The 20,478-nt window shown below is 72.6% G+C and carries 19 protein-coding genes; 14 read left to right on the top strand and 5 right to left on the bottom strand.

The window, feature by feature from the left end; translation table 11 throughout:
- Positions 1-67 precede the first annotated feature (67 nt).
- The gene (locus ACZ4XX_RS02070) at positions 68-523 is read left to right on the top strand and encodes a tellurite resistance TerB family protein (RefSeq protein ID WP_209497293.1); all 456 of its coding nucleotides are present in this window, start codon (positions 68-70) and stop codon (positions 521-523) included.
- A gap of 91 nt (positions 524-614) precedes the next feature.
- Here ACZ4XX_RS02070 and ACZ4XX_RS02075 read toward each other — a convergent pair whose 3' ends face one another.
- Together ACZ4XX_RS02075 and ACZ4XX_RS02080 are read right to left on the bottom strand one after the other, a co-directional pair.
- The gene (locus ACZ4XX_RS02075) at positions 615-1,661 is read right to left on the bottom strand and encodes a M56 family metallopeptidase (protein ID WP_468506081.1); all 1,047 of its coding nucleotides are present in this window, start codon (positions 1,659-1,661) and stop codon (positions 615-617) included.
- A 5-nt stretch (positions 1,662-1,666) separates the two neighbouring features.
- On the bottom strand, positions 1,667-2,071 hold the full coding sequence (locus ACZ4XX_RS02080; RefSeq protein WP_030322777.1) for a BlaI/MecI/CopY family transcriptional regulator: 405 nt from the start codon (positions 2,069-2,071) through the stop codon (positions 1,667-1,669).
- 156 nt (positions 2,072-2,227) lie between these two features.
- Between ACZ4XX_RS02080 and ACZ4XX_RS02085 the strand changes: the two genes are divergently transcribed.
- Together ACZ4XX_RS02085 and ACZ4XX_RS02090 are read left to right on the top strand one after the other, a co-directional pair.
- Entirely contained in the window at positions 2,228-2,722 is a 495-nt protein-coding gene (locus ACZ4XX_RS02085; protein WP_468506082.1) for a hypothetical protein, read from the top strand.
- 157 nt (positions 2,723-2,879) lie between these two features.
- Positions 2,880-4,310, top strand: a complete 1,431-nt coding sequence (locus tag ACZ4XX_RS02090) for a flotillin family protein (protein WP_468506083.1) — start codon at positions 2,880-2,882, stop codon at positions 4,308-4,310.
- 134 nt (positions 4,311-4,444) lie between these two features.
- Here the strand turns inward: ACZ4XX_RS02090 and ACZ4XX_RS02095 are convergent, their stop codons facing one another.
- Together ACZ4XX_RS02095 and ACZ4XX_RS02100 are read right to left on the bottom strand one after the other, a co-directional pair.
- Positions 4,445-5,710: a cation:proton antiporter gene (locus tag ACZ4XX_RS02095; RefSeq protein WP_468506084.1), complete on the bottom strand. Its 1,266-nt coding sequence runs from the start codon at positions 5,708-5,710 to the stop codon at positions 4,445-4,447.
- 7 nt (positions 5,711-5,717) lie between these two features.
- Entirely contained in the window at positions 5,718-6,188 is a 471-nt protein-coding gene (locus ACZ4XX_RS02100) for a cation:proton antiporter regulatory subunit (RefSeq protein WP_468506085.1), read from the bottom strand.
- A 213-nt stretch (positions 6,189-6,401) separates the two neighbouring features.
- Between ACZ4XX_RS02100 and ACZ4XX_RS02105 the strand changes: the two genes are divergently transcribed.
- Together ACZ4XX_RS02105 and ACZ4XX_RS02110 are read left to right on the top strand one after the other, a co-directional pair.
- Positions 6,402-7,352, top strand: a complete 951-nt coding sequence (locus ACZ4XX_RS02105) for a sensor histidine kinase (protein ID WP_468506086.1) — start codon at positions 6,402-6,404, stop codon at positions 7,350-7,352.
- The gene (locus ACZ4XX_RS02110) at positions 7,349-8,035 is read left to right on the top strand and encodes a response regulator transcription factor (RefSeq protein WP_468506087.1); all 687 of its coding nucleotides are present in this window, start codon (positions 7,349-7,351) and stop codon (positions 8,033-8,035) included. Before ACZ4XX_RS02105 ends, ACZ4XX_RS02110 begins: the two co-directional genes overlap by 4 nt.
- A 20-nt stretch (positions 8,036-8,055) precedes the next feature.
- On the opposite strand, the gene ACZ4XX_RS02115 is transcribed toward ACZ4XX_RS02110, so the two are convergent.
- A complete protein-coding gene (locus ACZ4XX_RS02115) occupies positions 8,056-11,139 on the bottom strand; it encodes a BREX system ATP-binding domain-containing protein (RefSeq protein WP_468506088.1) in 3,084 nt (1,027 codons plus the stop codon).
- Between the two features lie 470 nt (positions 11,140-11,609).
- Here ACZ4XX_RS02115 and ACZ4XX_RS02120 point away from each other — a divergent pair, with 470 nt between their 5' ends.
- The 9 genes from ACZ4XX_RS02120 (at position 11,610) to ACZ4XX_RS02160 (ending at position 20,363) form a co-directional block, all read left to right on the top strand.
- Entirely contained in the window at positions 11,610-12,092 is a 483-nt protein-coding gene (locus tag ACZ4XX_RS02120; RefSeq protein ID WP_468506089.1) for a hypothetical protein, read from the top strand.
- Positions 12,089-12,946, top strand: a complete 858-nt coding sequence (locus ACZ4XX_RS02125) for a thioesterase II family protein (protein ID WP_468506090.1) — start codon at positions 12,089-12,091, stop codon at positions 12,944-12,946. Before ACZ4XX_RS02120 ends, ACZ4XX_RS02125 begins: the two co-directional genes overlap by 4 nt.
- Positions 12,943-13,965, top strand: a complete 1,023-nt coding sequence (locus ACZ4XX_RS02130) for a class I SAM-dependent methyltransferase (protein ID WP_468506091.1) — start codon at positions 12,943-12,945, stop codon at positions 13,963-13,965. The genes ACZ4XX_RS02125 and ACZ4XX_RS02130 overlap by 4 nt, the downstream gene beginning before the upstream one ends.
- 341 nt (positions 13,966-14,306) lie before the next feature.
- Positions 14,307-15,230 carry an AfsR/SARP family transcriptional regulator gene (locus tag ACZ4XX_RS02135; RefSeq protein WP_468506092.1) on the top strand — a complete coding sequence of 308 codons (924 nt, stop codon included), beginning with the start codon at positions 14,307-14,309 and terminating at the stop codon, positions 15,228-15,230.
- A gap of 105 nt (positions 15,231-15,335) precedes the next feature.
- Positions 15,336-15,854 (top strand): group II truncated hemoglobin, encoded by a 519-nt coding sequence (locus tag ACZ4XX_RS02140; protein ID WP_468506093.1) that lies wholly within the window; start codon positions 15,336-15,338, stop codon positions 15,852-15,854.
- Positions 15,855-16,191: 337 nt separating this feature from the next.
- On the top strand, positions 16,192-17,469 hold the full coding sequence (locus ACZ4XX_RS02145; RefSeq protein WP_468506094.1) for a Cmx/CmrA family chloramphenicol efflux MFS transporter: 1,278 nt from the start codon (positions 16,192-16,194) through the stop codon (positions 17,467-17,469).
- Positions 17,470-17,551: 82 nt separating this feature from the next.
- On the top strand, positions 17,552-18,301 hold the full coding sequence (locus ACZ4XX_RS02150; RefSeq protein ID WP_468506095.1) for a methyltransferase: 750 nt from the start codon (positions 17,552-17,554) through the stop codon (positions 18,299-18,301).
- 124 nt (positions 18,302-18,425) lie between these two features.
- Positions 18,426-19,889, top strand: coding sequence for an NAD(P)/FAD-dependent oxidoreductase (locus ACZ4XX_RS02155; protein ID WP_468506096.1), 1,464 nt, complete (start codon positions 18,426-18,428; stop codon positions 19,887-19,889).
- A 66-nt stretch (positions 19,890-19,955) separates the two neighbouring features.
- Complete coding sequence (locus ACZ4XX_RS02160) at positions 19,956-20,363, top strand: RidA family protein (protein WP_468506097.1); 408 nt, start codon at positions 19,956-19,958, stop codon at positions 20,361-20,363.
- Positions 20,364-20,478: the final 115 nt, after the last annotated feature.

Raw genomic sequence — 20,478 nt, forward strand, 5'->3', positions numbered from 1 at the left:
CCGGGAACTCCACGTCCCACTGCTACGTTCTACAAGACCGTAGAAGTAATCGACGTCTGGAGTGCTCATGGCCCTGTGGGACCGCATCAGGGAATCCGCATCGACGATGCAGACCCAGCTGGTGGCGAAGAAGAACGACCTGAAGAGCGGCGCGTTCCGGGACGCGAGCATGGCCATGTGCGCGCTGGTCGCCGCCGCCGACGGGACGATCGACCCCGCCGAGCGCCGCCGGGTCGCCCAGCTCATCTCGACCAACGAGGTGCTGCAGAACTTCGACGCGCTCGACCTGCAGCGCCGCTTCGACGACAACCTGAACAAGCTGACGGCCGACTTCGACTTCGGCAAGGTGAGCGTGCTCCAGGAGATCGCCAAGGCGAAGAAGAAGCCGGCCGAGGCGCGCGCCGTCGTCCAGATCGGCATCGTCATCGGCGGCGCCGACGGCGACTTCGACAAGACGGAGCAGGCCGTGGTCCGCGAGGCCTGCTTCACATTGGACCTGCCGCCGCACGAGTTCGACCTCTAGACCCTGTCGTCGGACTCCCGCCGATCGGATGACCCGATCGCACCGCGAGCCCGCACCGATCGGCCGGACACCCCCCGTCGCGGCCAGGCGGCTACATCGGCGCGGCAGCCCCGCGCAGCACCAGGAAGAGCGTGACCGCCGAGTTCGCCGAGGACAGGGCGGAGACGGTCGCGCCGAAGGCGGCGCACCAGGCGGCGAGGCCCACGGCCGTGCCCACCGGCGGCCACGCGCGGCCCGCCGGAGCCGGTCGCATCAGGGCCGCGACCCGTCGGGGCACCGGGCCGGCGTCCCCGCCCGTCAGGGCGGGGAGGGTGGCCGCCGGAGCGCGTGGCGCGAGGAGCGCCGCCTTGCCGATCGCGCGGGCGACGGAGCGGCGGCTGCCGACCTCGGCGGCCGCCTCCTCGTCGGCCCAGCGCTCGGCGGTGTAGGAGACGGCGGTACGCAGCGGCCGCAGGAACGGGTTCGCGCGGGCCGCGAGATGGACCGTCAGGAGGTGCCGGTGGTGCCGGCCGGCCAGGTGGGCCCGCTCGTGGGCGAAGAGCGCCCGTCGTTCGGCCGGGGCGAGGCCCGCGAGCATGCCGGCGCTGACCACGACCCGGCCGCGCCCCCGCGGTTCCCTGCCATGGCCGCGCGCCTTGCCGCCATGGCCTGGCGCCCTGCCGCCACGGTCCCGCGCCCTGTCTCCACGGCCCCGTGGCCCGCCCCGTACCCGGCCGCCGGGCACCGCGTACACGTACGGCGTGCGGTCCGGCAGCACCGCGACGGGCGTCGGCGGCAGCCCGCCGAGCGCCGCCACGACCCGGCGCCGTACCCGCATCTGACGCCAGGCCGCCGCACCGCACGAGACCAGGACGGCGAGCAGCGCCGGGATGGCCGCGCGGCCGGCGATCTCGTCGTACGGGAGGGCCGCGCGCACATCCGGGTCCGACCAGCTGTCGGGGAGCGGGTTGCCGGGGAGTTGCGCGGTGCCCACGATCATGAGCAGACCGAGGCAGAGGGTGCTGCACACGGCGGAGACACCGGCGACGGCGGCCAGCAGCCGCGTCGCGGTACGAGGGTGGAGCCGCTGCTCTGCGAGGCGGGCGACCGGCCAGGCGGTGAGCGGAAGGACCAGGGGAAGGAAGACGAAGACTCCCATGGCGGCTAGCCTTCCTCCTCCTCGGCGGCCTTGGAGAGCAGTTCACGCAGGAGTCGTTCCTCGTTCGGCGAGAGGCCGGTGACGAAGCTCGCGAGGACCGCCTGCCGGTCCGCCTCCGCGTCGAGCACCTTCCGCATCCGCAGGGCGGCGAGCCCCGCCTCGTCGGCGACCGCCGTCCACCGGAAGGAACGGCCGGCGCGCTCGCGCTCGACGGCGCCCTTGGCCCGGAGGCGGGTGAGGATGGTGATGACGGTGGTGTAGGCGAGACCTCCGCCGAGGCGTTCCCGTACCCACGCCACGGGCACGGGTTCGGACGCCTCGCGCAGCACGGCAAGCACCTGGGACTCCAGTTCGCCCTGTCCGCGCCTGCGCGCGGAGGGCTCCGCTCCGCCCTCGCTCCGGTCCGTCACGACACCCTCCTCCACGTACAGAACAGCAGCCCATCGTACTGAACGGCCGGGCCGCTCCCGGGAATCAATGGGTGCCGGCACCCATGTCCTACACGCTCCTTACATGGAACAATTCAGGAGTAGGGAGGATCGCGAGGAATCAAGGGGGATCGACGCGTGGGATGGTTTCTTGGATTCGGCATCGCCGGGCTGATCGTCCTGGCGCTCTCCCTCGTCTTCGACGGCGTCCTGGAAAGCATCGGCGGCGGCCTCGACGGATTCCTCTCGCTCCCGGTGATCGCCGGATTCGTGTCGGCGCTCGGGTTCACGGGCGCGATCGCCACGGGCGCGGCCGGTGCCGGAGCGGTCGTCGCGACCCTCACGGGCCTCGTCGCGGGCGCCCTGGTGGGCGTGGCGACCTGGCGGTTCAGCCGGGCGCTGCTCCGGGACGGTGGCGCGCCCGCACCGCGGGGCGAGGACCTGACGGGCACGTCGGGGGCGGTGGTCACGGCGATTCCGGCCGGGGGCTACGGCGAGGTGCTGCTGTATCTGGCGGGCCAGCCGGTGAAGTACGCGGCGAAGGCGGCCGCGCCGGTCGAGCGGGGCGCCGAGGTGTGGGTGGAGTCTCTGCTGTCGGCGACGTCGGTCACGGTCCGCCCCGTGGAGCGCTGACTTCCGCCGCTGCGCCGCCGCCCGACGCACCACTTCTTTCATCGAGTGCGTTCTTCCTGCGCCTCGCGATCAGCCTGCTCTTCGCGTTCAGCCTGCGCTTCGCGTTCGTCACACCGAACTCATTCATTTCGTTCATCTCATTCGAAGGGATTTCTGCATGAGCCCTGTCCTGACCGCTGTCGTGGGAATAGTCGTCCTCGTCGTCCTGCTCGGCCTCGTCGTCGTCACGCGCTACAAGGTGGCCGGCCCCAGCGAGGCGTTCATCATCACCGGCCGGCGCGGCAAGAAGGCCACCGACCCGGCCACGGGGCGGGTGTTCACCGACAACAGCGGCCAGAAGGTCGTGGTCGGTGGCGGTGTGTTCGTCGTCCCGTTCGTGCAGCAGAAGTTCACGCTCGACCTGTCGAGCCGCCACATCCCGGTCGCGGTGCGCGGCGCGGTCACCCTGCGCGGTGTGAAGGCCAACCTCGAGGGCGTCGCGATCGTCAAGGTCGGCGGCACCGAGGACTCGATCCGCGCGGCCGCGCAGCGGTTCCTGATGCAGCAGAACGGCATCGTCGGCTTCACCCAGGAGGTGCTGTCGGGCGCCCTGCGGTCCATCGTGGGCCGGATGTCGGTCGAGGACATCATCAGGGACCGGGCCGCGTTCGCCGGTCAGGTCGCCGAGGAGGCGGAGGCCAGCCTCTCCGGCCAGGGCCTGGTCCTCGACGCCTTCCAGATCCAGGACATCACCACCGAGGGCTCGTACCTGGAGGACCTCGGCCGCCCCGAGGCCGCCCGCGCCAAGCAGGAGGCGGACATCGCCGAGGCCGTCGCACGGCGCGCCGCCGAGCAGGCGAGGCTGAAGGCGGAGGAGGAGATCGCCATCGCGCAGCGGACCCTCTACCTGAAGCAGGCCGAGATCAAGGCCCAGACGGACGAGGCCGCCGCCCAGGCGAACGCCGCGGGCCCGCTCGCCGAGGCCGCCCGCCAGCAGGACATCCTGACCGAGCAGGAGAAGGTCGCCGCGCGCCAGGCCGAGCTGACCGACCGCCAGCTCGACACCCAGGTGCGCAAGCCCGCCGACGCCGCCCGCTACCAGGCCGAGCAGGAGGCCGAGGCCCGCCGTATCGCCCTGGTCAAGGAGGCCGAGGCGGACGCCCAGCGGGCCAGGCTCACCGGTGAGGGCGAGAAGGCCCACCGCGCGGCCCTCGCCGACGCCGTACGCATCGAGGGCGAGGCCCAGGCCGCGGCGATCGCGGCGAAGGGCGCCGCCGAGGCCGAGGCCATGCAGAAGAAGGCCGACGCCTACGCCGGGTACGGGGACGCGGCCGTCCTCCAGATGCTCGTCGAGGTCCTGCCCCAGGTCGTGGCGAAGGCGTCCGAGCCGCTGTCGGCCGTGGAGAAGATGACGGTCATCTCGACGGACGGGGCGGGCCAGTTGTCCCGCACGGTCGCGGACAACGTCGCCCAGGGCATGGAGCTCCTGTCCTCCACGACCGGGGTGGACCTCGCGCAGCTGCTCCAGGACATCACGCGGAAGCAGCCGGCGGGTCAGCCGGCGGAGCGGACCGCGCCGCAGGGGGAATCGATCGAGATCGCGGGCTGAGCCGACTCAGCTGTCTCAGCCGGCCCAACCGGCCCAGCCGTCTCAACCGACTCAGCTGCCTGAGCTGCCTGAGCTGCCTGAGCTGCCTGAGCGGAACGATCCGGCTGAGACAGGCCTCACGCGTTCACACGCGTTCACACGCGGTCGGAGGCGGACCCGGACTCGGGTACGCGTACGGGCTCGGGTCCCGTCTCCGGCTCCCGTACGGCCACGCCCTCCGACGCCGAAGCCGACGGCTTCGGTCCGCGGCCCCGGAGCAGATACGCGGCGACCGGTTCCGTGTAGCGGGCGGTGAGCGGCCCGATGACCACGAGGATGAGCACGTACGCCGTGGCGAAGGGGCCGAGCTGCGGCTGCACCCCCGCGGTGACGGCGAGGCCCGCGATCACGATGGAGAACTCGCCGCGGGCCACCAGCGTGCCGCCCGCCCGCCAGCGTCCCTTGACCCCGATGCCCGCGCGGCGCGCGGCCCAGTGCCCGGTGGCGATCTTGGTCAGCGCGGTGACGACGGCCAGGGCGAACGCCGGGAGAAGCACCGGCGGAATGCTGGCGGGGTCGGTGTGCAGTCCGAAGAAGACGAAGAACACCGCGGCGAAGAGGTCGCGCAGGGGGCTCAGCAGGGCGTGGGCTCCGTCGGCGACCTCGCCGGAGAGGGCGATGCCGACGAGGAACGCGCCGACGGCCGCGGAGACCTGGAGCTGCTGGGCGACACCGGCGACGAGCAGCGTCAGGCCGAGCACGACGAGGAGGAGCTTCTCCGGGTCGTCGCTGGAGACGAACCGTGAGATCAGCCGCCCGTAGCGGACGGCGACGAAGAGCACGGCGCCGGCCACGCCCAGGGCGATGGCGAGCGTGGCGCTGCCGGCCGCCAGACCGACCCCGGCGAGCAGGGCCGTGATGATGGGCAGGTAGACCGCCATGGCGAGGTCTTCGAGGACCAGGATGCTGAGGATGACCGGTGTCTCGCGGTTGCCGAGGCGTCCGAGGTCGCCGAGGACCTTGGCGATGACGCCGGACGACGAGATCCAGGTGACGCCCGCCAGGACGACGGCGGCGACCGGCCCCCAGCCGAGGAGCAGCGCGGCGGCGGCGCCGGGCAGCGCGTTGAGGGCGAAGTCGACGAGCCCGGCCGGATACTGCGTCTTGAGGTTGGAGACGAGGTCGCTCGCCGTGTACTCCAGGCCGAGCATGAGGAGCAGGAGGATCACCCCGATCTCGGCGCCGATGGCGACGAACTCCTCGCTGGTGCCGAGCGGCAGCAGGCCGCCCTTGCCGAACGCGAGCCCGGCGAGGAGGTAGAGGGGTATCGGGGAGAAGCTGAACCGCCCGGCGAGCCGCCCGAGCAGGCCGAGACCGAGGATGATGGCGCCGAATTCGATCAGGAAGACCGCGGAGTGCACGCCGCCCTCACTCCCGACCGAGGATCGCTGCGGCCGCGTCGACGCCCTCGCGGGTGCCGATGACGATGAGGGTGTCGCCGCCGGCGAGCCGGAAGGCGGGCGTCGGGGACGGTACGGCCCCGGAGCGGCGCAGTACGGCGACGATGGAGGCGCCGGCCTCGGTGCGCATCCGCGTCTCGCCGAGCAGGCGCCCGTTCCAGTACGAGTGGGCGGACAGCTCGATGCGTTCGGCGACGAGTCCCAGGTCGGTGGTGTGCAGGACGTTGGGGCTGTGGTGCGCGGGGAGCAGCGCGTCGATCAGCGAGGCGGTCTCGGCCTCGGTGAGGTGGACCGACTGCGCGCAGGCGTCGGGGTCGTCGCCCCGGTAGACGTTCACGGTCCGGGTTCCGTCGCGGTGCGCGATGACCGACAGCTGGCGGTGCTCCCGGGTGGTGAGGTCGTACTGGACGCCTATGCCGGGCAGGGGTGTCGTTCTCATCCGCGGAGCAGGCAAGGGCCCGTCCCTTCCGTTGTCATGTCAAAGGGTGATCAGATCGGTGGTCGGGGGCCATGGTGCCATCCGCCGGGAGGCCCGGAACATGGGTGTCGGCACGGATGGACAAGGCGCCGGAAACTGGTCAGGATGAGGCGGGGACATGGATCCCGCCGCAGGTCAGAGGCCCGGAGCAGGCAAAGGGAGAGAGTCGCAAAAGTGTCGCTGTACTGGCGCATCTTCCTTCTCAACGCCTCGGTGCTGGTCGTCGCCGTACTGCTGTTGCTGGGTCCCGTCACCGTCTCGACGCCCGTCCTCCTGGGTGAGGCGATCGTGCTCGTGGCGGGCCTCGTCGCGATGCTCCTCGCGAACGCGTTCCTGCTGCGGCTCGGCCTCGCCCCGCTCCAGCGCCTCACCCGCGCGATGCGGACCGCCGACCTGCTGCGGCCGGGGCGGCGGGCGATGGTGGCGGGACGCGGCGAGCTCGCCGACCTGACGCGTACGTACAACACGATGCTCGACCGGCTCGAGGCCGAGCGGGCCGCGAGCACCGCCCGGGTCCTCTCGGCGCAGGAGGAGGAGCGGCGGCGGATCGCGCAGGAGCTGCACGACGAGGTGGGGCAGACCCTCACGGCGGTCCTGCTCCAGCTGAAGCACGCCGCGAACCACGCTCCGGAGGAGCTGCGCACCGAGCTCCACCAGGCGCAGGAGACGACCCGGACGAGCCTGGACGAGATCCGCCGCATCGCGCGCCGGCTGCGGCCCGGGGTGCTGGAGGAGCTGGGGCTGCACAGCGCGCTCAGATCGCTGGCCTCGGAGTTCTCGACGCCGGGCCTGACGGTGCGGGCCCGCATCGAGCCCGGCCTCCCGAAGCTCGACCACGAGACGGAGCTGGTGCTCTACCGCGTGGCGCAGGAGGGCCTCACCAACACGGCCCGCCACGCGGGTGCGACCCGGGTGGACCTGCGGCTGCGCAGGCTGCCGCACGGCGGGGTCGGCCTCCTGGTCAAGGACGACGGCCGGGGGATCGGCCGGGCGCCGGACGGCGCGGGCCTCAGCGGCATGCGGGAGCGGGCCCTGCTGATCGGCGCGGAGCTGGCGATCCGCGAAGGCGAAGACGGCGGTACGGAAGTCCACTTGAGCACACCGAGCGGTAAGGCGACGCCATGACGGCCCCCACACCTCCCCCGGCCCCGGCAACCCCGTCCCCCACCCGGATCCTCCTCGCGGACGACCATGCGCTGGTCCGCGGCGGAGTCCGCCTCATCCTGGACGCGGAGCCGGACCTGACGGTCGTCGCGGAGGCGGCGGACGGCGCGGAGGCGGTGGCCCTGGCCCGCTCCGGCTCCGTCGACCTGGCCGTCCTGGACATCTCGATGCCCCGTATGACCGGCCTCCAGGCGGCTCGTGAACTCAGCCGTCTCCAGCCGGAGCTGAGGATCCTGATCCTCACGATGTACGACAACGAGCAGTACTTCTTCGAGGCCCTGAAGGCCGGCGCGAGCGGCTACGTCCTGAAGTCGGTGGCGGACCGCGACCTGGTGGAGGCCTGCCGGGCGGCGGTCCGCGACGAGCCCTTCATCTACCCCGGCGCGGAGACCGCCCTGATCCGCACCTGGCTCGACCGCGCCGAGCAGGGCAGGCCCCTGCCGGACAAGGCCGTCACGGAACGCGAGGAGGAGATCCTCAAACTGGTCGCGGAGGGGCACAGCTCCAAGGAGATCGGCGACCTCCTCGTCATCAGCCCGAAGACGGTGGAACGCCACCGCGCGAACCTCCTCCAGAAGCTCGGCATGCGTGACCGCCTCGAACTGACCCGGTACGCGATCCGGGTGGGCCTGATCGAGCCCTGAGGTCTTCCGGGGACGGTTGTCTACGGATTGGCGGTCGGGGTGAGGGCGGTCCGGTGCTGGTAGAGGAGGACCGGTGCCGGATCCGGGGGTTCGTCGGCGGGGTAGAAGCGGGCCAGCTCGTGCCGGCCGCTGATGCGTAACTTCCGGTATGAGTGGGTGAGATGGGACTCGACGTTCCGCAGGCTCACCTGGAGCTGCCGCGCGATGTCACGGTTGCTCATACCGCGCGCGGCCAGTTCGGAGACCTGCCGCTCCGTGGGGGTGAGCAGCGACTCCGTCGAGTCCTTGCGGGGGTCGGGGCGGCCGCCCGCGTCCCGCAGCTCCCGCTGCACCGCCTCCACGAGGCCGTCGGCGCCCAGGGAGATGCCGACCTCGTTGGCACGGTGGAGCAGTTCGCGGGACCGGCGGGGCGTACCGCTCTGCCGGTGGGCGCGCCCCGCCGTGTACAGGGCGTGGGCGAAGAGCAGGGGTGCCGGGGTGGGTTCGAGGAGTTCCACGGCCCGGTCGGCGAGCCGCTGCGCCTCGCGGCCCGAGCTCGCCGCCGCCTCGGCGGCCAGGGCCCGGCCCAGCGCGAAGGGGGCGCCCCAGCGGTGGGCGAGCGCGGTCTCCTCCTGGGCGGCACGGCGGGCCGCGGCCACGTTGCGCCGGGCCAGCTGGAGCGAGGCGCGAGTGGAACGCCAGGGCAGGATCGCCGGGTTGACGATTCCGCGCCGGGCCAGCTCCTCCTCGCAGTGGGCGAGCAGCACCAGGCCGCGCCGTGCCTCGCCGAGCCGGCCGAGGGCTCGGCCGGCGCTGTGCAGGAGGTGCAGCCGCCACCAGGTGACCGGCCGGTCACCGGGCAGCGGCGGGGCGTCGTCGAGGAGGGCTCCGGCCGCAGCGATGTCGTCGCGTTCCATGGCGACGTCGATGAGCACGCTGCGGGCGAGCGGCCCCACGTGGAACCGGGCGGCGCGGATCCGGGTGAGCAGGTCGAGCGCCTCGCGGGCGTCGCCCTCGGCCCGGGCGAGCTGCCCGCGGTGCAGCTGCACCAGACCGCGTACGGCCAGCGCCTCGGCGATCCGGGTCGTACTGCCGTCGGCGCGGGCGAGTCCGACCTCGGTGTCGATGTGCCGCCGTGCCTCCTCCCCGTCGCCCGCCCACAGTTGGGCGAGCAGCGCCTGGTACCAGCGGGCGGAGCCGTACGGGGCGAGGGGGACGGACAGCAGCCGGTCGGCGATCCGCCGCGCCGCGGTCGCCGAGTCGCCGGTGGCCGTACGCAGGAGGAGGACGCGCAGCAGCCGGTCCTCCTCGCCGGGATGGCGCCCGGGGTGGGGGTGGCGTCCCGCGTCGCCGGGAGCGCCGCCGTCGTGGAACCGTACCTGCGCCGCCGCCTCGCGCAGACGTGCCGCGGCGGTCGGGTCGAGGGTGCCCGCCGTCTCCCGCCGGGCCTCCTCCAGGATCTCCAGTGCGCCCGCGGTGTCGTCCAGGCGCAGCCGGAGGTCGGAGAGCCGCAGCGCGTGCCGGAACCTTTCGGCCGGCGCGGTGACGGTGGAGGTGTGCGCGGTCAGGGCGCGCGCCGCGGCGGGCAGGTCGAGGCCGCTGAGGGCCTGGATCCGCAGGGCTTCCGCCCGGTCCTCCTGGCCCTCGGGCACCCCGTGCAGGACGGCCTTCTCGATCAGTCGGCGGGCGCCCGCGGGGTCGTGCTCGACCACGTCCTGGGCGACCTCCATGAGGAGTTGCGCCATCCAGGGTTCGTCGAGGCGGTGGGAGCGCAGCAGGTGGGCGGCGACGTCCTCGCTCGGATCGCCGCGGTGCCGCATCCTGCGGGCGGCGAGCCGGTGCAGTTCGGCGCGCTCGGCGCACGGGATGTCCTGGTAGAGCAGCCCTGCGAGGAGGGGGTGGCGGAACTTCATGTCGTGGGGGCAGAGCAGTCCGGATTCCGTGAGTCTGCTGATACATCGACACGCGTCTTCGGTGGGGACGCCACAGAGGTCGGCGAGGAGGGCTGCGTCCACCGGACCGCACAGGACGCTGGCGGCGCGGGCGATCTCCAGTCCGTACGGGTCGATCCGCCGGAGCATGCACAGGATGCGCTCCTTGACGGCCTGGAGCCCCAGGCGCTCGTCCGAAGGGTCGCCCGGCGCCCGGCCGGCGCGCGCGTCGGCGGAGTCCCCGGGATGCCCTGGAGACGCGTGATACCTGGGATATCCGGGACTTCCGGAGGGCACGGAGCGACCGGGCCGCCCCGGCACACCGGTCAGGCCGTAGGGACCGGCCAGACCGTAGTGACCGGGCAGACCGTAGTGACCGGGTTGACCCGGGTGGCCGGGGCGACCGGGGTGAGCGGGCGGTCCCGAAGGCCCTCCGACGTGGCCCGTGGCCGTAGGGACGAGCAGTCCGGAGCGGCCCGCCGGGCCCGTGCGTATCTGCTCGGTCAGCAGGTACGGGTTCCCGCCGGTCCCGGCGACCAGTGCGTCCACGGCCTCGTGACCGTGACCGTGGCCGCACAGCGACGTGGCCAGATCGAGCGCCGCGCTCGGGCTGAGATCGCTCAGATGGATGTGGCGGTCGGGGCGCAGCCCCTCCATGAACTCGACCAGAAGGTGCTGGTCGCTGGCCGGTTCGCCGCAGCGCTTGGTGGCCAGCAGGACGACGGGCAGGTTCTCCAGGCGGCGGCTCAGGAAGCCCAGCCACAGCAGTGACGGGCAGTCGACGTGCTGGACGCTGTCGACGGTCAGCAGGATCGGGGTGCGCCGCGCCGCCCGGCCCACGTTCGCGCACAGCTCCGCGAGGAGCGGGTAGTCGGGCTCGGTCCGGCCGTCGCCCTGAGGGGCGCCGTAGGCGGCGAAGGTGCGGTCCCAGCCGTGCGCGGTCTCCGGCAGCGTCCCGAGCAACTGGTGCACGACCCCGAGGGGGAAGCGCTGCTCGGCCGGGGAGGCGGTGGCGGAAAGGACGATCATGCCCTGGTCGCGGGCCGTCTCCTCGGCCCAGCGCAGCAGCGAGGTCTTACCGGTGCCGATGATGCCCTCCACCAGCGCGACGGCGCCCGCGCCCGCTCTCGCGGCGTCCAATATCTCGGTGATGGTCTTCGATTCCTCGCTCCTGCCGAACAGCTCCTTGGGCACCGCCCCACACCTCCCTGCCGAACAGTGGAATGACTCGGACAGGGTCGCCACTTCGGCAGGGGGAGGCCATGCGGAAAAGCTGTGGAGCCGGCGCCGTCAAGGCCCTTTTCAGGTCATGGCCCGAACCGTCGCCGTCATGCTGGAAATGCCTTCTTCAGACGACATGGAGACCGGTAGAAGTCCTCCACGCCGATCCCCCGAACACCGGTGAACGGCCCACACCTCCGAGGATCCCGACGCTAACACGGGGGCGGCGATATTTGTACAGCGGATCTCGCCGCACGGATTCCGAACGTATTCCTTCGGCCATTGCTTCGGTGGTCCCGTATTGAGGTGAATGGGGACCGCACGGGTACGGTCGGCACCGATGTGCGGCGGTGACCAGTGAACGGCCCGGAAAGCGGTTGCCGACGATCCGCGAGTTCACCACCGGCCAATTGGCGTGAATCTGATGGAGGGAGCGGTACCGCGTGTCCGCGATCAGCGAGGAGCTCCGCACCGAACAGTTCGTCATGTCCCTGCGCGGAGTCGTGCCGTACGTGTACGAGCAGGCGTGGCAGTCCGTCCTGGACGCCACTCCCCTGTCCCGCACCGCGCTCCACCGCGGGCCGGACGGCCTGCTGCGCCGCACGCTGCGGCCCGAGGCCCGCTTCCGGCTGCAGCTCGTGGACTGGCGGGCCACCCGGGCCGAGGTGCAGGACGCCCGGCTCGCCGAACGCCTGGCCGGGGAGTCCGCCGCCGGACTCCCCCTCGACCGGGCCCCGTTGATGTGCGCCACCCTCATCCGGCGTTCCGACCGCGACTGGACCTTCGCCTGGCGGTACGCCCGCGAGCTGATGGACCGGCGGGCGGGGCTCCGGATCCTCGAGGAGGCCGCGGACGCGTACGCGGTACTGCTGCGCGGCGGGACCCCGCGCCGCGCGGCCGCCGCCCGGGGACCGGTGACCCGATGACCGACGACACGTCCGTGCGGCTGTTCTGCCTCCCCTTCGAGGGCGCCTCGGCGGGCGTCTACCTGCCCTGGGCCGAGGCCCTCGGGACCTCGGTCGTCGTCACCCCCGTCGAACTGCCGGGACGCGGCCGCCATCCGCGCGGCCGCCCCTGCGGCCGGCTCGAACCCCTGCTCGCCGAGATCATCCCGTACGTGGCCCGCATGCGTGACCGCCCCTTCGCCCTCTACGGGCACGGCTTCGGCGCCCTCCTCGCGTACGAGATCGCCGCCCGCCTGGAGTGGGAGTACGACGCGGTGGCCGAGCGGCTGTACGTCTCCGGGGCCGGCGTCCCGTACCGTCCCGCGCCGGAACACGCCGTCTCCCAGCTGCCGGACGCCGAGCTGCTGCGCCGGCTCGCCCGACGGGGCCGGATCCCCCCGGGCGCCCTCGACCCGTCGCGGGCACCCCGGGTGCTGCCCGCGCTCCGCGCCGACCTCGCCGTCCTGGAGTCGTACCGGCGCGACCCCCGCCATGTCGTGCACTGCCCGGTCACGGCCATGGGCGGCAGCGAGGACCGGAGCGTCAGCGGGGCCGATCTGGCCGGGTGGCGCCGGTGCACCCGGCGGTCCCTGCGGATGGACACGGTCCCCGGCGACCACTACTTCCCGCTCACCGCCCGGTGGGAGCTGCTCGACACGTTCAGCCGGGACCTGATGCGCCCCCGGGTCCGTGCGTCGCGCGCTGCCGGCGGCGGCCGTCCCCGAGTATCGGCCGGTTCCCGCCCGTACGATCCGGCGGTCGGTCCCGGAACCGGCAACAAGAGTTGTCCGGTGTCCCCGGCGTCCCCATCCTGGCCGGCGGAGGTGACCGTATGACACCCACGCATGGCACCGGAGGCCTCGCCGGTGACGCCCTCGGCGCCACGGACAGAGCCGAGCACGAAGGCGGACACGGAGCCGAACCCGCGGGCGGACACGCAGGTGGAATCGCCGTCGGACACGCGGGCCAACCCGCAGGCGAGTACGAGGCGGAGGACCGGGCCGAGCACCCGGCCGAGCAGGAGGCCGCACTGCACGCCGGCTTCATGGCCGAGGCGGCCCACTGGCTGCACGGGCTGTTCGGCCCCGCGGACCGGGCCACGGCGGCCGTCCGCCGGATCCTCGACGTCGGCAGCGGCCCGGGCGTGGCCTCCCACGCCCTCGCCGAGGCCTTCCCCGAAGCCCGCGTGCTCGCCGTGGACCGGTCGGCCGCCCTGCTCGCCCGGGCCGAGGCCCGGGCCGCCGAGCACGGGCTGACCGACCGGATCACCACGCAACGGGCCGAACGGCCCGAGGAGTTCGCCCGGTCGGGTCCCGTCGACCTGATCTGGACCGGGAACGTCTGCCGCCACCTCGGCGACCAGGAGGCCGCCCTGCGGAGCCTGGCCTCCGCGCTGCGGCCCGGCGGGCTGCTCGCCGTCGCCGAGCGGGGTCTGCCGCCCCGCTTCCTGCCCCGGGACATCGGCATCGGCAGACCCGGACTCCAGGCGCGCCTCGACGCCGCCGTCGAGGAACAGGTCACCGCCCGGCGGTCCCGGCTCCCCGGCGCCACCTCCGTCGTCGAGGACTGGCCCTGTCTGCTGGCCTCGGCCGGGCTCGTGCCCGCCGGGACCCGTACGTTCCTCATCGAGTTCCCGGCCCCGCTCGACGTGCCGGTGCGCCGGCATCTCCACACCCGGCTGCACGGGCTGCTCGCCGACCTCGGTGAGCGCCTCGACCTGGTGGACCGGCTCACCGTGGAGCAACTCCTCGACGGGGACGCCTGCACCGGCGTCCTCTGGCGCCCCGACGCCTTCTATCTGACCGCCGTCACGGTGCACACCGCACGGCTGTGCAGGCCCTCTGCATCTGCCTGAATCCGGCCGGCGAATTTGTCACCTTGGCGAAAAGCGGATCCGAAAGGTAAAGACGAACGAATTAACTAAGGAGATTAGCAGTACCACGGTTCCGGTAATGCCCCCGAAGCGCGTCCCCTCACGCTCGGGGGCTTCGGCATGCCCAGAATCATCACCCCTCACCCGTTACATGTCACCCGCCACAGGTCACCCGTAGGGACTCCCCTCCGCAGATTCTTCGGTCAGCCCTACGGTCCCACCGTATTGAGGCCCTCGCCCCCGCACTCCTACGTTCCTCACCAGAACAGCCGCTTCGGAAAGGGACCGATCCGGACGGCACTCGGACGATGGACGGAGGACGCGTGAAGATACGGATTCTCGGCCCGCTGCACGCCGAGACGGACGGAGTTCCGGTCGTCCCGAGTGCGGCGAAGACGCGGCAGATTCTCGCGCTCCTCGCACTGCACCCCGGCCGGCCCGTCCCGGTGGCCACCCTCAAGGAGGAACTCTGGGGCCCGCTGCCGCCGTGCAGCGCGCACAGCACCCTCCAGACCTACATCCTGCGGCTGCGCCGGGCGCTGGCAGCCGCACTCGGCGGACCGTACGGGTCGGAAGGGGCCGCCGAGTCGACCGAGGCGACCGGGACGGCGACCGGGAGGACAGGTGCCACCGGGGCCGCGACCGGGAGGACCGGCGCCACCGGTCCGGCCCGGGCCCGGGCTCTGCTGGCCACCGGTCACGACGGCTACCTCCTGCGGATCGCCGAAGAGAACGTCGACGCCTTCGCCTTCCAGCGCGCCGCGCAGGCCGGACACACCGCCTTCGCCGACGGCGACAGCGCCCGTGCCGCCCGGTTGCTCCGCGAGGCCCTCGCCCTGTGGAAGGGACCGGCCCTGGTGGACGTACGGGCCGGGGCGGCGCTGCGGATCCACGCGGCGCGCCTGGAGGAGAGCCGGCTGCTCGCCACCGAACGCCGGCTCGATGCCGAACTGCGCCTCGGTCTGCACGGCGAACTCCTCGCCGAACTCGTCGAGCTGACCCGCCTCCACCCCGCCAACGAACGGCTGCACGCCCAGGCGATGGTGGCGTTCTACCGCGCGGGCCGGCAGTCCGAGGCCCTCCAGCTCTACCGCGGCCTCAGACGTCGGCTCGTCGAGGCGCTGGGGCTGGAGCCCGCCCCGCAACTCCAGCGGCTGCACCAGGCGATGCTCTCGGTCGATCCGCGCCTGGACACCCCGGCCCACGGCGGCAGGCCGACACCGACCTTCGACCTCTACGCGGCCTGACCCCTCCCCCTCCGGCTGCCCCCTCCCCTCCCGCTTCCCCTTTCGCACCCCCGGCACCCCGGCATCCCGCCCCAGCCGCACGAAACTCCCGAGAGAGGCGACACAGTGACGGACCAGCACCAGGACCCGGCGCCGGCCACGGCGCAGGACGAGGCCCGGAACCAGAACCGGGTACCCACCCTCTACGAATGGATCGGCGGCACCGAGGCGCTGGAGCGGCTCACCGAGGCGTTCTACGCCCGTGTCCGCAAGGACGAGCTCCTCGCCCCGCTCTTCGCCCACATGGACGACGACCACCCCCAGCACGTCGCGACCTTCCTCGGCGAGGTGCTCGGCGGGCCCACGCACTACACGGAGCAGCACGGCGGCTACCCCCACATGGTCTCCCGGCACCGGAACCGGGCCATCAAGCCCGAGCAGCGGGCCCGCTGGGTGGAGCTGATGCTGACGGCCATGGACGAGGTCGGACTGCCCGAGGACGCCGAGTTCCGCTCCGCGTTCGTCGGCTACATCGAGTTCGGCTCGCGCCGCGCGATGGCCAACTCCCAGCCGGACGTCGGCCCCGCCCGTCGTACCACCATCAAGAAGTGGGGCTGGGGCGAGGGCGTGCCCGGTGAGGAGTGATCCACTGTCCGCCCGCCGGACCCGGCGCTTCCCCTGGCCCCCTCCGCGTCCCGGTATCGGCAACAAATGTTGTCCGTCCGCGGAGCCCGGTTCCAGCATGGGCGTCACTGGTGATCACCACGATCCGGCGGACCGCCGAGGCCGGCAGACCGGCGCGCGCCCGCCCTGATCCGTATGCCCGAACCGTCAGAACGAGGAGTCCGCTCATGCGTTTGGCCACCCCCGGGGCTGTGCGACGCGTCCCCCCGCACCCCGTCGCCACCCCGTGCCCCACCACCGTCCCGCACCTCGCGCCGACCCCGTACCTCGCCGTCACGCAGCAGGGAGGCGGCCACCGATGAGCGTCCACACCGAACCGCAGGAAGCCGCTGCCCCGAAGGCCAACGGCAGGCTGCCGCTCGCCGTCTACCTTCTCGCGTTCAGCCTGTTCGCGATGGGCAGCGCCGAGTTCCTGCTCGCCGGCGTCCTCCCGGACATCGCCGACGACCTCGACATCTCGCTGTCCTCCGCCGGTGCCCTCATCTCGGCCTTCGCCATCGGCGTGGTGATCGGCGGCCCGCCGCTCGCGGTGCTGACCCTGCGCTGGCCCCGCCGTACGACCCTGGTGATCTCGCAGGCCGTGTTCGCCGCCGGGGTGGCCGTCGGTCTGCTGACCGACGACTTCACGGTGCTGCTCGTCACGCGCTTCCTGATCGGCCTGGCGTACGCCGGGTTCTGGGCGGTCGCCGCGGTCACCGCGATCTCCCTCGTCACCCCCGACCGCACCGCCCGGGCCTCCGGCGTGGTGGTCAGCGGTCTCAGCATCGCGATGGTCGCGGGCGGCCCGGCCGGCGCCTTCCTCAGCCACTTCACCGGCTGGCAGGGCGGCTTCTGGGCGGTGGTCGCCCTGACCGTGCTGAGCGCGGTCGCCACGATCGTCGCCGTGCCCGCCACCAAGGCGGCACAGGAGCCCAGTGTGAAGCGTGAGCTGCAGACGATGCGGCAGCCGCAGCTGTGGGTGGTGTACGCCGCGACCCTGCTCAGCACCGCCGCGTACATGATCTCGTACAACTACCTCGCGGCCTTCCTCACGGACGTCACCGGTGTGGACTCCGTGTGGGTGCCCGCCATCCTCGTCCTCTTCGGCATCGGGGCGTTCATCGGCCTCTCGATCGGCGGCCGGATCGCCGACGGGCGCCCTCACCACGCCCTGCTCATCGGGGCCGGCGGGATCCTCGTCTGCTCCGTGCTGCTCGCTCTCCTCGCCGACTACGCCGTGGCCGTCGTCCCCCTGGTCCTGCTCCTGGGCGTCGCGGGCTTCGTCCTCAACCCGGCTGTCTACGGGCGGGTGTTCACGGTGGCGTCGGGTGCTCCGACCCTCGCCGGTGCCACCGCCGTCTCCATGTTCCAGCTCGGCATCAGCGTGGTTCCCGTCCTCGCGGGCGTGGCGCTCGGCGCCGGTGCCGGTCTCACCTCGATCCCGTGGCTGGGCGCGGGACTCGCCGTCCTCACCATCCCGGTCGTCCTGGTCGAGCGCGCGATGGCCCGCAACCGGGCCGCCCGCGAGGCCGGGCCCGCGAACGCGTCGGCGGGGGCGGGAACACCCGCGAACGCGCAGGCGGTCGCGGACAACTGATTGACCGTCATGACACACCACCGGTAGCCGCGGAGAGCTCTCCCCCGGGACTCTCCGCCGGCTCCCCCACAGGGAGGACCCCATGGACAACGAGCTGGGCTACGAACTCGGCACCTGGGTCGTGTCACAGATCCAGAGCCCCGACCGCCCCACTCAGTCGACCTTCTCGCTGCTCGACAGGGAATGGGACCTGTTGCCCGAGGTGTTCCCGCCCTACACGGACCCCGGTCCGGGCCTGTTCGCCTCCTGGGTTCCGTACGAGCGGGGCACCCGCTTCCTGGAGCTGGGGTGCGGCGCCGGTGTCGCCGCCGTGCTCGCCGCGCAGCACGGGGCGGCGCGGGTGCTCGCCACCGACATCAACCCGGCCGCCGTGCGGAACGCCCGGCTCAACGCCGAGCGGCACGGAGTCTCGGACCGGTTCACCGCGCTGACCAGCGACCTCTTCGACGCCCTCGACCCCGCCGAGCAGCTCGACACGGTGTTCTGGAACACCCCGTTCATCGAGGCGCCCGCCGACCGCCCGTACGCCGGGCACATCGAGCGCGCGGTCTTCGACCCCGGGTACGGCCTGGTGAACCGGTTCTTCCGCGACGTGGTGCGCCATCTGGCCGCCGACGGTCGCATCTACCTGGGCACCAGCGAGGCCATGGGCAACCCGTTCAAGATGCTGCGCGCCGCCGACGAGGCCGGATTCGAGGGCAAGCGGCTCCGTACGGAGTCCGTCGAGCTGCCCGCCGCCGAGTTCGGCGACTCCCCCGTGGTCGAGGCGCACACCGACGAACGCGGCATCGTCCACATGGACTTCACCCTCTACGAGTTCCGGCGCCGCTGACCGTCCGGCGCGCCCTCCGCCCACCAAGGCCCCATACGCACCACACGCACCAGCAGTTCCGACGCCATCGACCCACCCACACCCATCGGGGCGACCTGACGGAGCCCCGGGAGATTGGACATTGATGAACGCCAACAGGAACGCAGACGTGGACGGCACCGGCTACGACACCGTCATCGCCGGAAACGGAGTCCTGGGACTGTCGCTCGCCTGGGTCCTGGCGCAACGCGGACAGCGCGTCGCCGTGCTCGGCCAGCCCCACCGACCGTGGGCCGGATCGGCCGCGGCCGGCGCCATGCTCGGCTGTTTCGGTGAGGTCACCACCTCCCTGCTGGCCACCGAGCACGGCCGCCACAAACTCGAACTCGGCATCAAGGCGACCGAGTTGTGGGGACCGTGGCTGGAGGAGCTGGAGGAGCAGACGGAGGGCACGCCGATCAGGACCGCCCAGGGCACCACCGTCGTCCTCAACACCATCGGCACCGCCGAGATCGACGACGCCAACTACAACGCCATCCGCGCCGAACTCACCCGCTACGAGGAACCGTTCGAGGACGTGGAGCCCGCCGACCTCGACTGGGTGGACGCCGAGCCCATCTCCCGCCCGCTGAAGGCCTTCCACATACCCGGCGAGCACGCGGTCGACGCCGCCTCCCTCCTGGAGAGGCTCGAATCGGCCGCCGTCCGGGCCGGTGCCACCCTCGTCCCCGAGTTCGCCACCCGGGTCGAGTACCGGGGCGAGCGGGTCACCGGAGTCGTGCTCTCCTCCGGCCGCACGATCGCCGCCGACCACATCACCCTGGCCGCCGGCGCCCGCACCCAGGAGCTGCTCGACAGCCTGCCCGTCGGCCCCCGCGTCCCCCGGCTGGTCAGCGGCTACGGAGTCTCCTCGCTGATCAAGACGCAGGACGGCACGAGTCCGGACAGCGTCATCCGTACCCCGAACCGCTCCTTCGCGTGCGGGCTGCACGTGGTGCCCCGCGGCGACGGCCACGTCTACGTCGGCGCCACCAACGTCATCGCCGTCGAACCGCGCGACACCGCCGAGATGCGCGACCTGGTCTTCCTGCTCCAGTGCGCCCACCGCCAGGTCCGCCGCAACCTCTGGAACAGCGAGGTCACCAAGGTCCAGGTCGGCAACCGGCCGGTCTCCATGGACGGCTTCCCGCTGCTCGGCGACGGCGGCATGCAGGGCCTGACGATCATGACCGGCACCTACCGCGACGGACTGCACCTGTCGCCGCTGCTCGCCCAGGACTTCGCCGCCCGCATCCTCGGCGAGGAGCGGACGGCCGACCTCGACCGGTTCGCGCCGCTGCGGCAGCCCTACCGGACCGGGACGCGCGAGGAGATCGTCGACCTCCTCATCGACCACCAGATGGGCATCGGGTACGAGCAGGACTGGACGATCCCCGTCGAGTGGCACCAGTGGATCGAGATGGACCTGCGCCCGGCCACCCTCGCCTGGGCCGACGAGCTCGACCCCGAGTTCACCCCGCCGGCCGAGCTGCTCTTCGCCTCCCGCTTCGACCCGGAGCTCGTCAGCCTGCTGCGCAAGTACTACGCGACCTGCCGCGAATACCGCTGACCCTCCGTCGCACCAGGCGCAGTACCGCCTCGCCCCGTCCCTCCCGCCCTCCCGAAAGGACACCCCATGGCCGTCGAGAACATCGACCCGCCCGGACTCACCAAGCCCTACGGCTGGCGGCAGCTGGCGGTCGGCACCGGAAGCCGCGTCATCTTCCTGAGCGGCCAGACCCCGCGTACCGCCGACGGCGAACCGGTCGGCATGGGCGACCTGGCGGCGCAGACCGAGCAGGTCTACCTCAACATCGCCACCGGTCTCGCCGCGGCCGGCGCCTCCTTCGACGACGTGGTGAAGCTGACCATCTACGCGGTGGACTGGTCCCTCGACAAGTGGGACGCGGTCACGGCGGGCGCCGAGCGCGCGGCCGCCAGGCTCGGGGCGGACGTCGTCCGGCCGACCACCCTGGTCGGGGTCGCCACCCTCGCCGAACCCGACTTCCTGATCGAGATCGAGGCCACGGCGATCGCCGAGTAGCCGCTCGCACGACCGCACCACGCACAGCAGGGGCGCGACGTGGCCGGGGGGGGACGGCCGGGGGTGGGTGGGGGGGGGGGGAAAGGACAATTGTCTTGTCGGAAGATCTTCTATC

This window comes from Streptomyces sp. NPDC029956 (assembly GCF_055574655.1).

Excerpts from the sequence above, each read along its gene's own strand:
- ACZ4XX_RS02070 (WP_209497293.1), top strand. The coding sequence starts at position 68 with ATGGCCCTGTGGGACCGCATCAGGGAATCCGCATCGACGATGCAGACC.
- ACZ4XX_RS02075 (WP_468506081.1), bottom strand. The coding sequence starts at position 1,661 with ATGGGAGTCTTCGTCTTCCTTCCCCTGGTCCTTCCGCTCACCGCCTGG.
- ACZ4XX_RS02090 (WP_468506083.1), top strand. The coding sequence starts at position 2,880 with ATGAGCCCTGTCCTGACCGCTGTCGTGGGAATAGTCGTCCTCGTCGTC.
- ACZ4XX_RS02100 (WP_468506085.1), bottom strand. The coding sequence starts at position 6,188 with ATGAGAACGACACCCCTGCCCGGCATAGGCGTCCAGTACGACCTCACC.
- ACZ4XX_RS02110 (WP_468506087.1), top strand. The coding sequence starts at position 7,349 with ATGACGGCCCCCACACCTCCCCCGGCCCCGGCAACCCCGTCCCCCACC.
- ACZ4XX_RS02125 (WP_468506090.1), top strand. The coding sequence starts at position 12,089 with ATGACCGACGACACGTCCGTGCGGCTGTTCTGCCTCCCCTTCGAGGGC.
- ACZ4XX_RS02130 (WP_468506091.1), top strand. The coding sequence starts at position 12,943 with ATGACACCCACGCATGGCACCGGAGGCCTCGCCGGTGACGCCCTCGGC.
- ACZ4XX_RS02145 (WP_468506094.1), top strand. The coding sequence starts at position 16,192 with ATGAGCGTCCACACCGAACCGCAGGAAGCCGCTGCCCCGAAGGCCAAC.
- ACZ4XX_RS02150 (WP_468506095.1), top strand. The coding sequence starts at position 17,552 with ATGGACAACGAGCTGGGCTACGAACTCGGCACCTGGGTCGTGTCACAG.
- ACZ4XX_RS02155 (WP_468506096.1), top strand. The coding sequence starts at position 18,426 with ATGAACGCCAACAGGAACGCAGACGTGGACGGCACCGGCTACGACACC.
- ACZ4XX_RS02160 (WP_468506097.1), top strand. The coding sequence starts at position 19,956 with ATGGCCGTCGAGAACATCGACCCGCCCGGACTCACCAAGCCCTACGGC.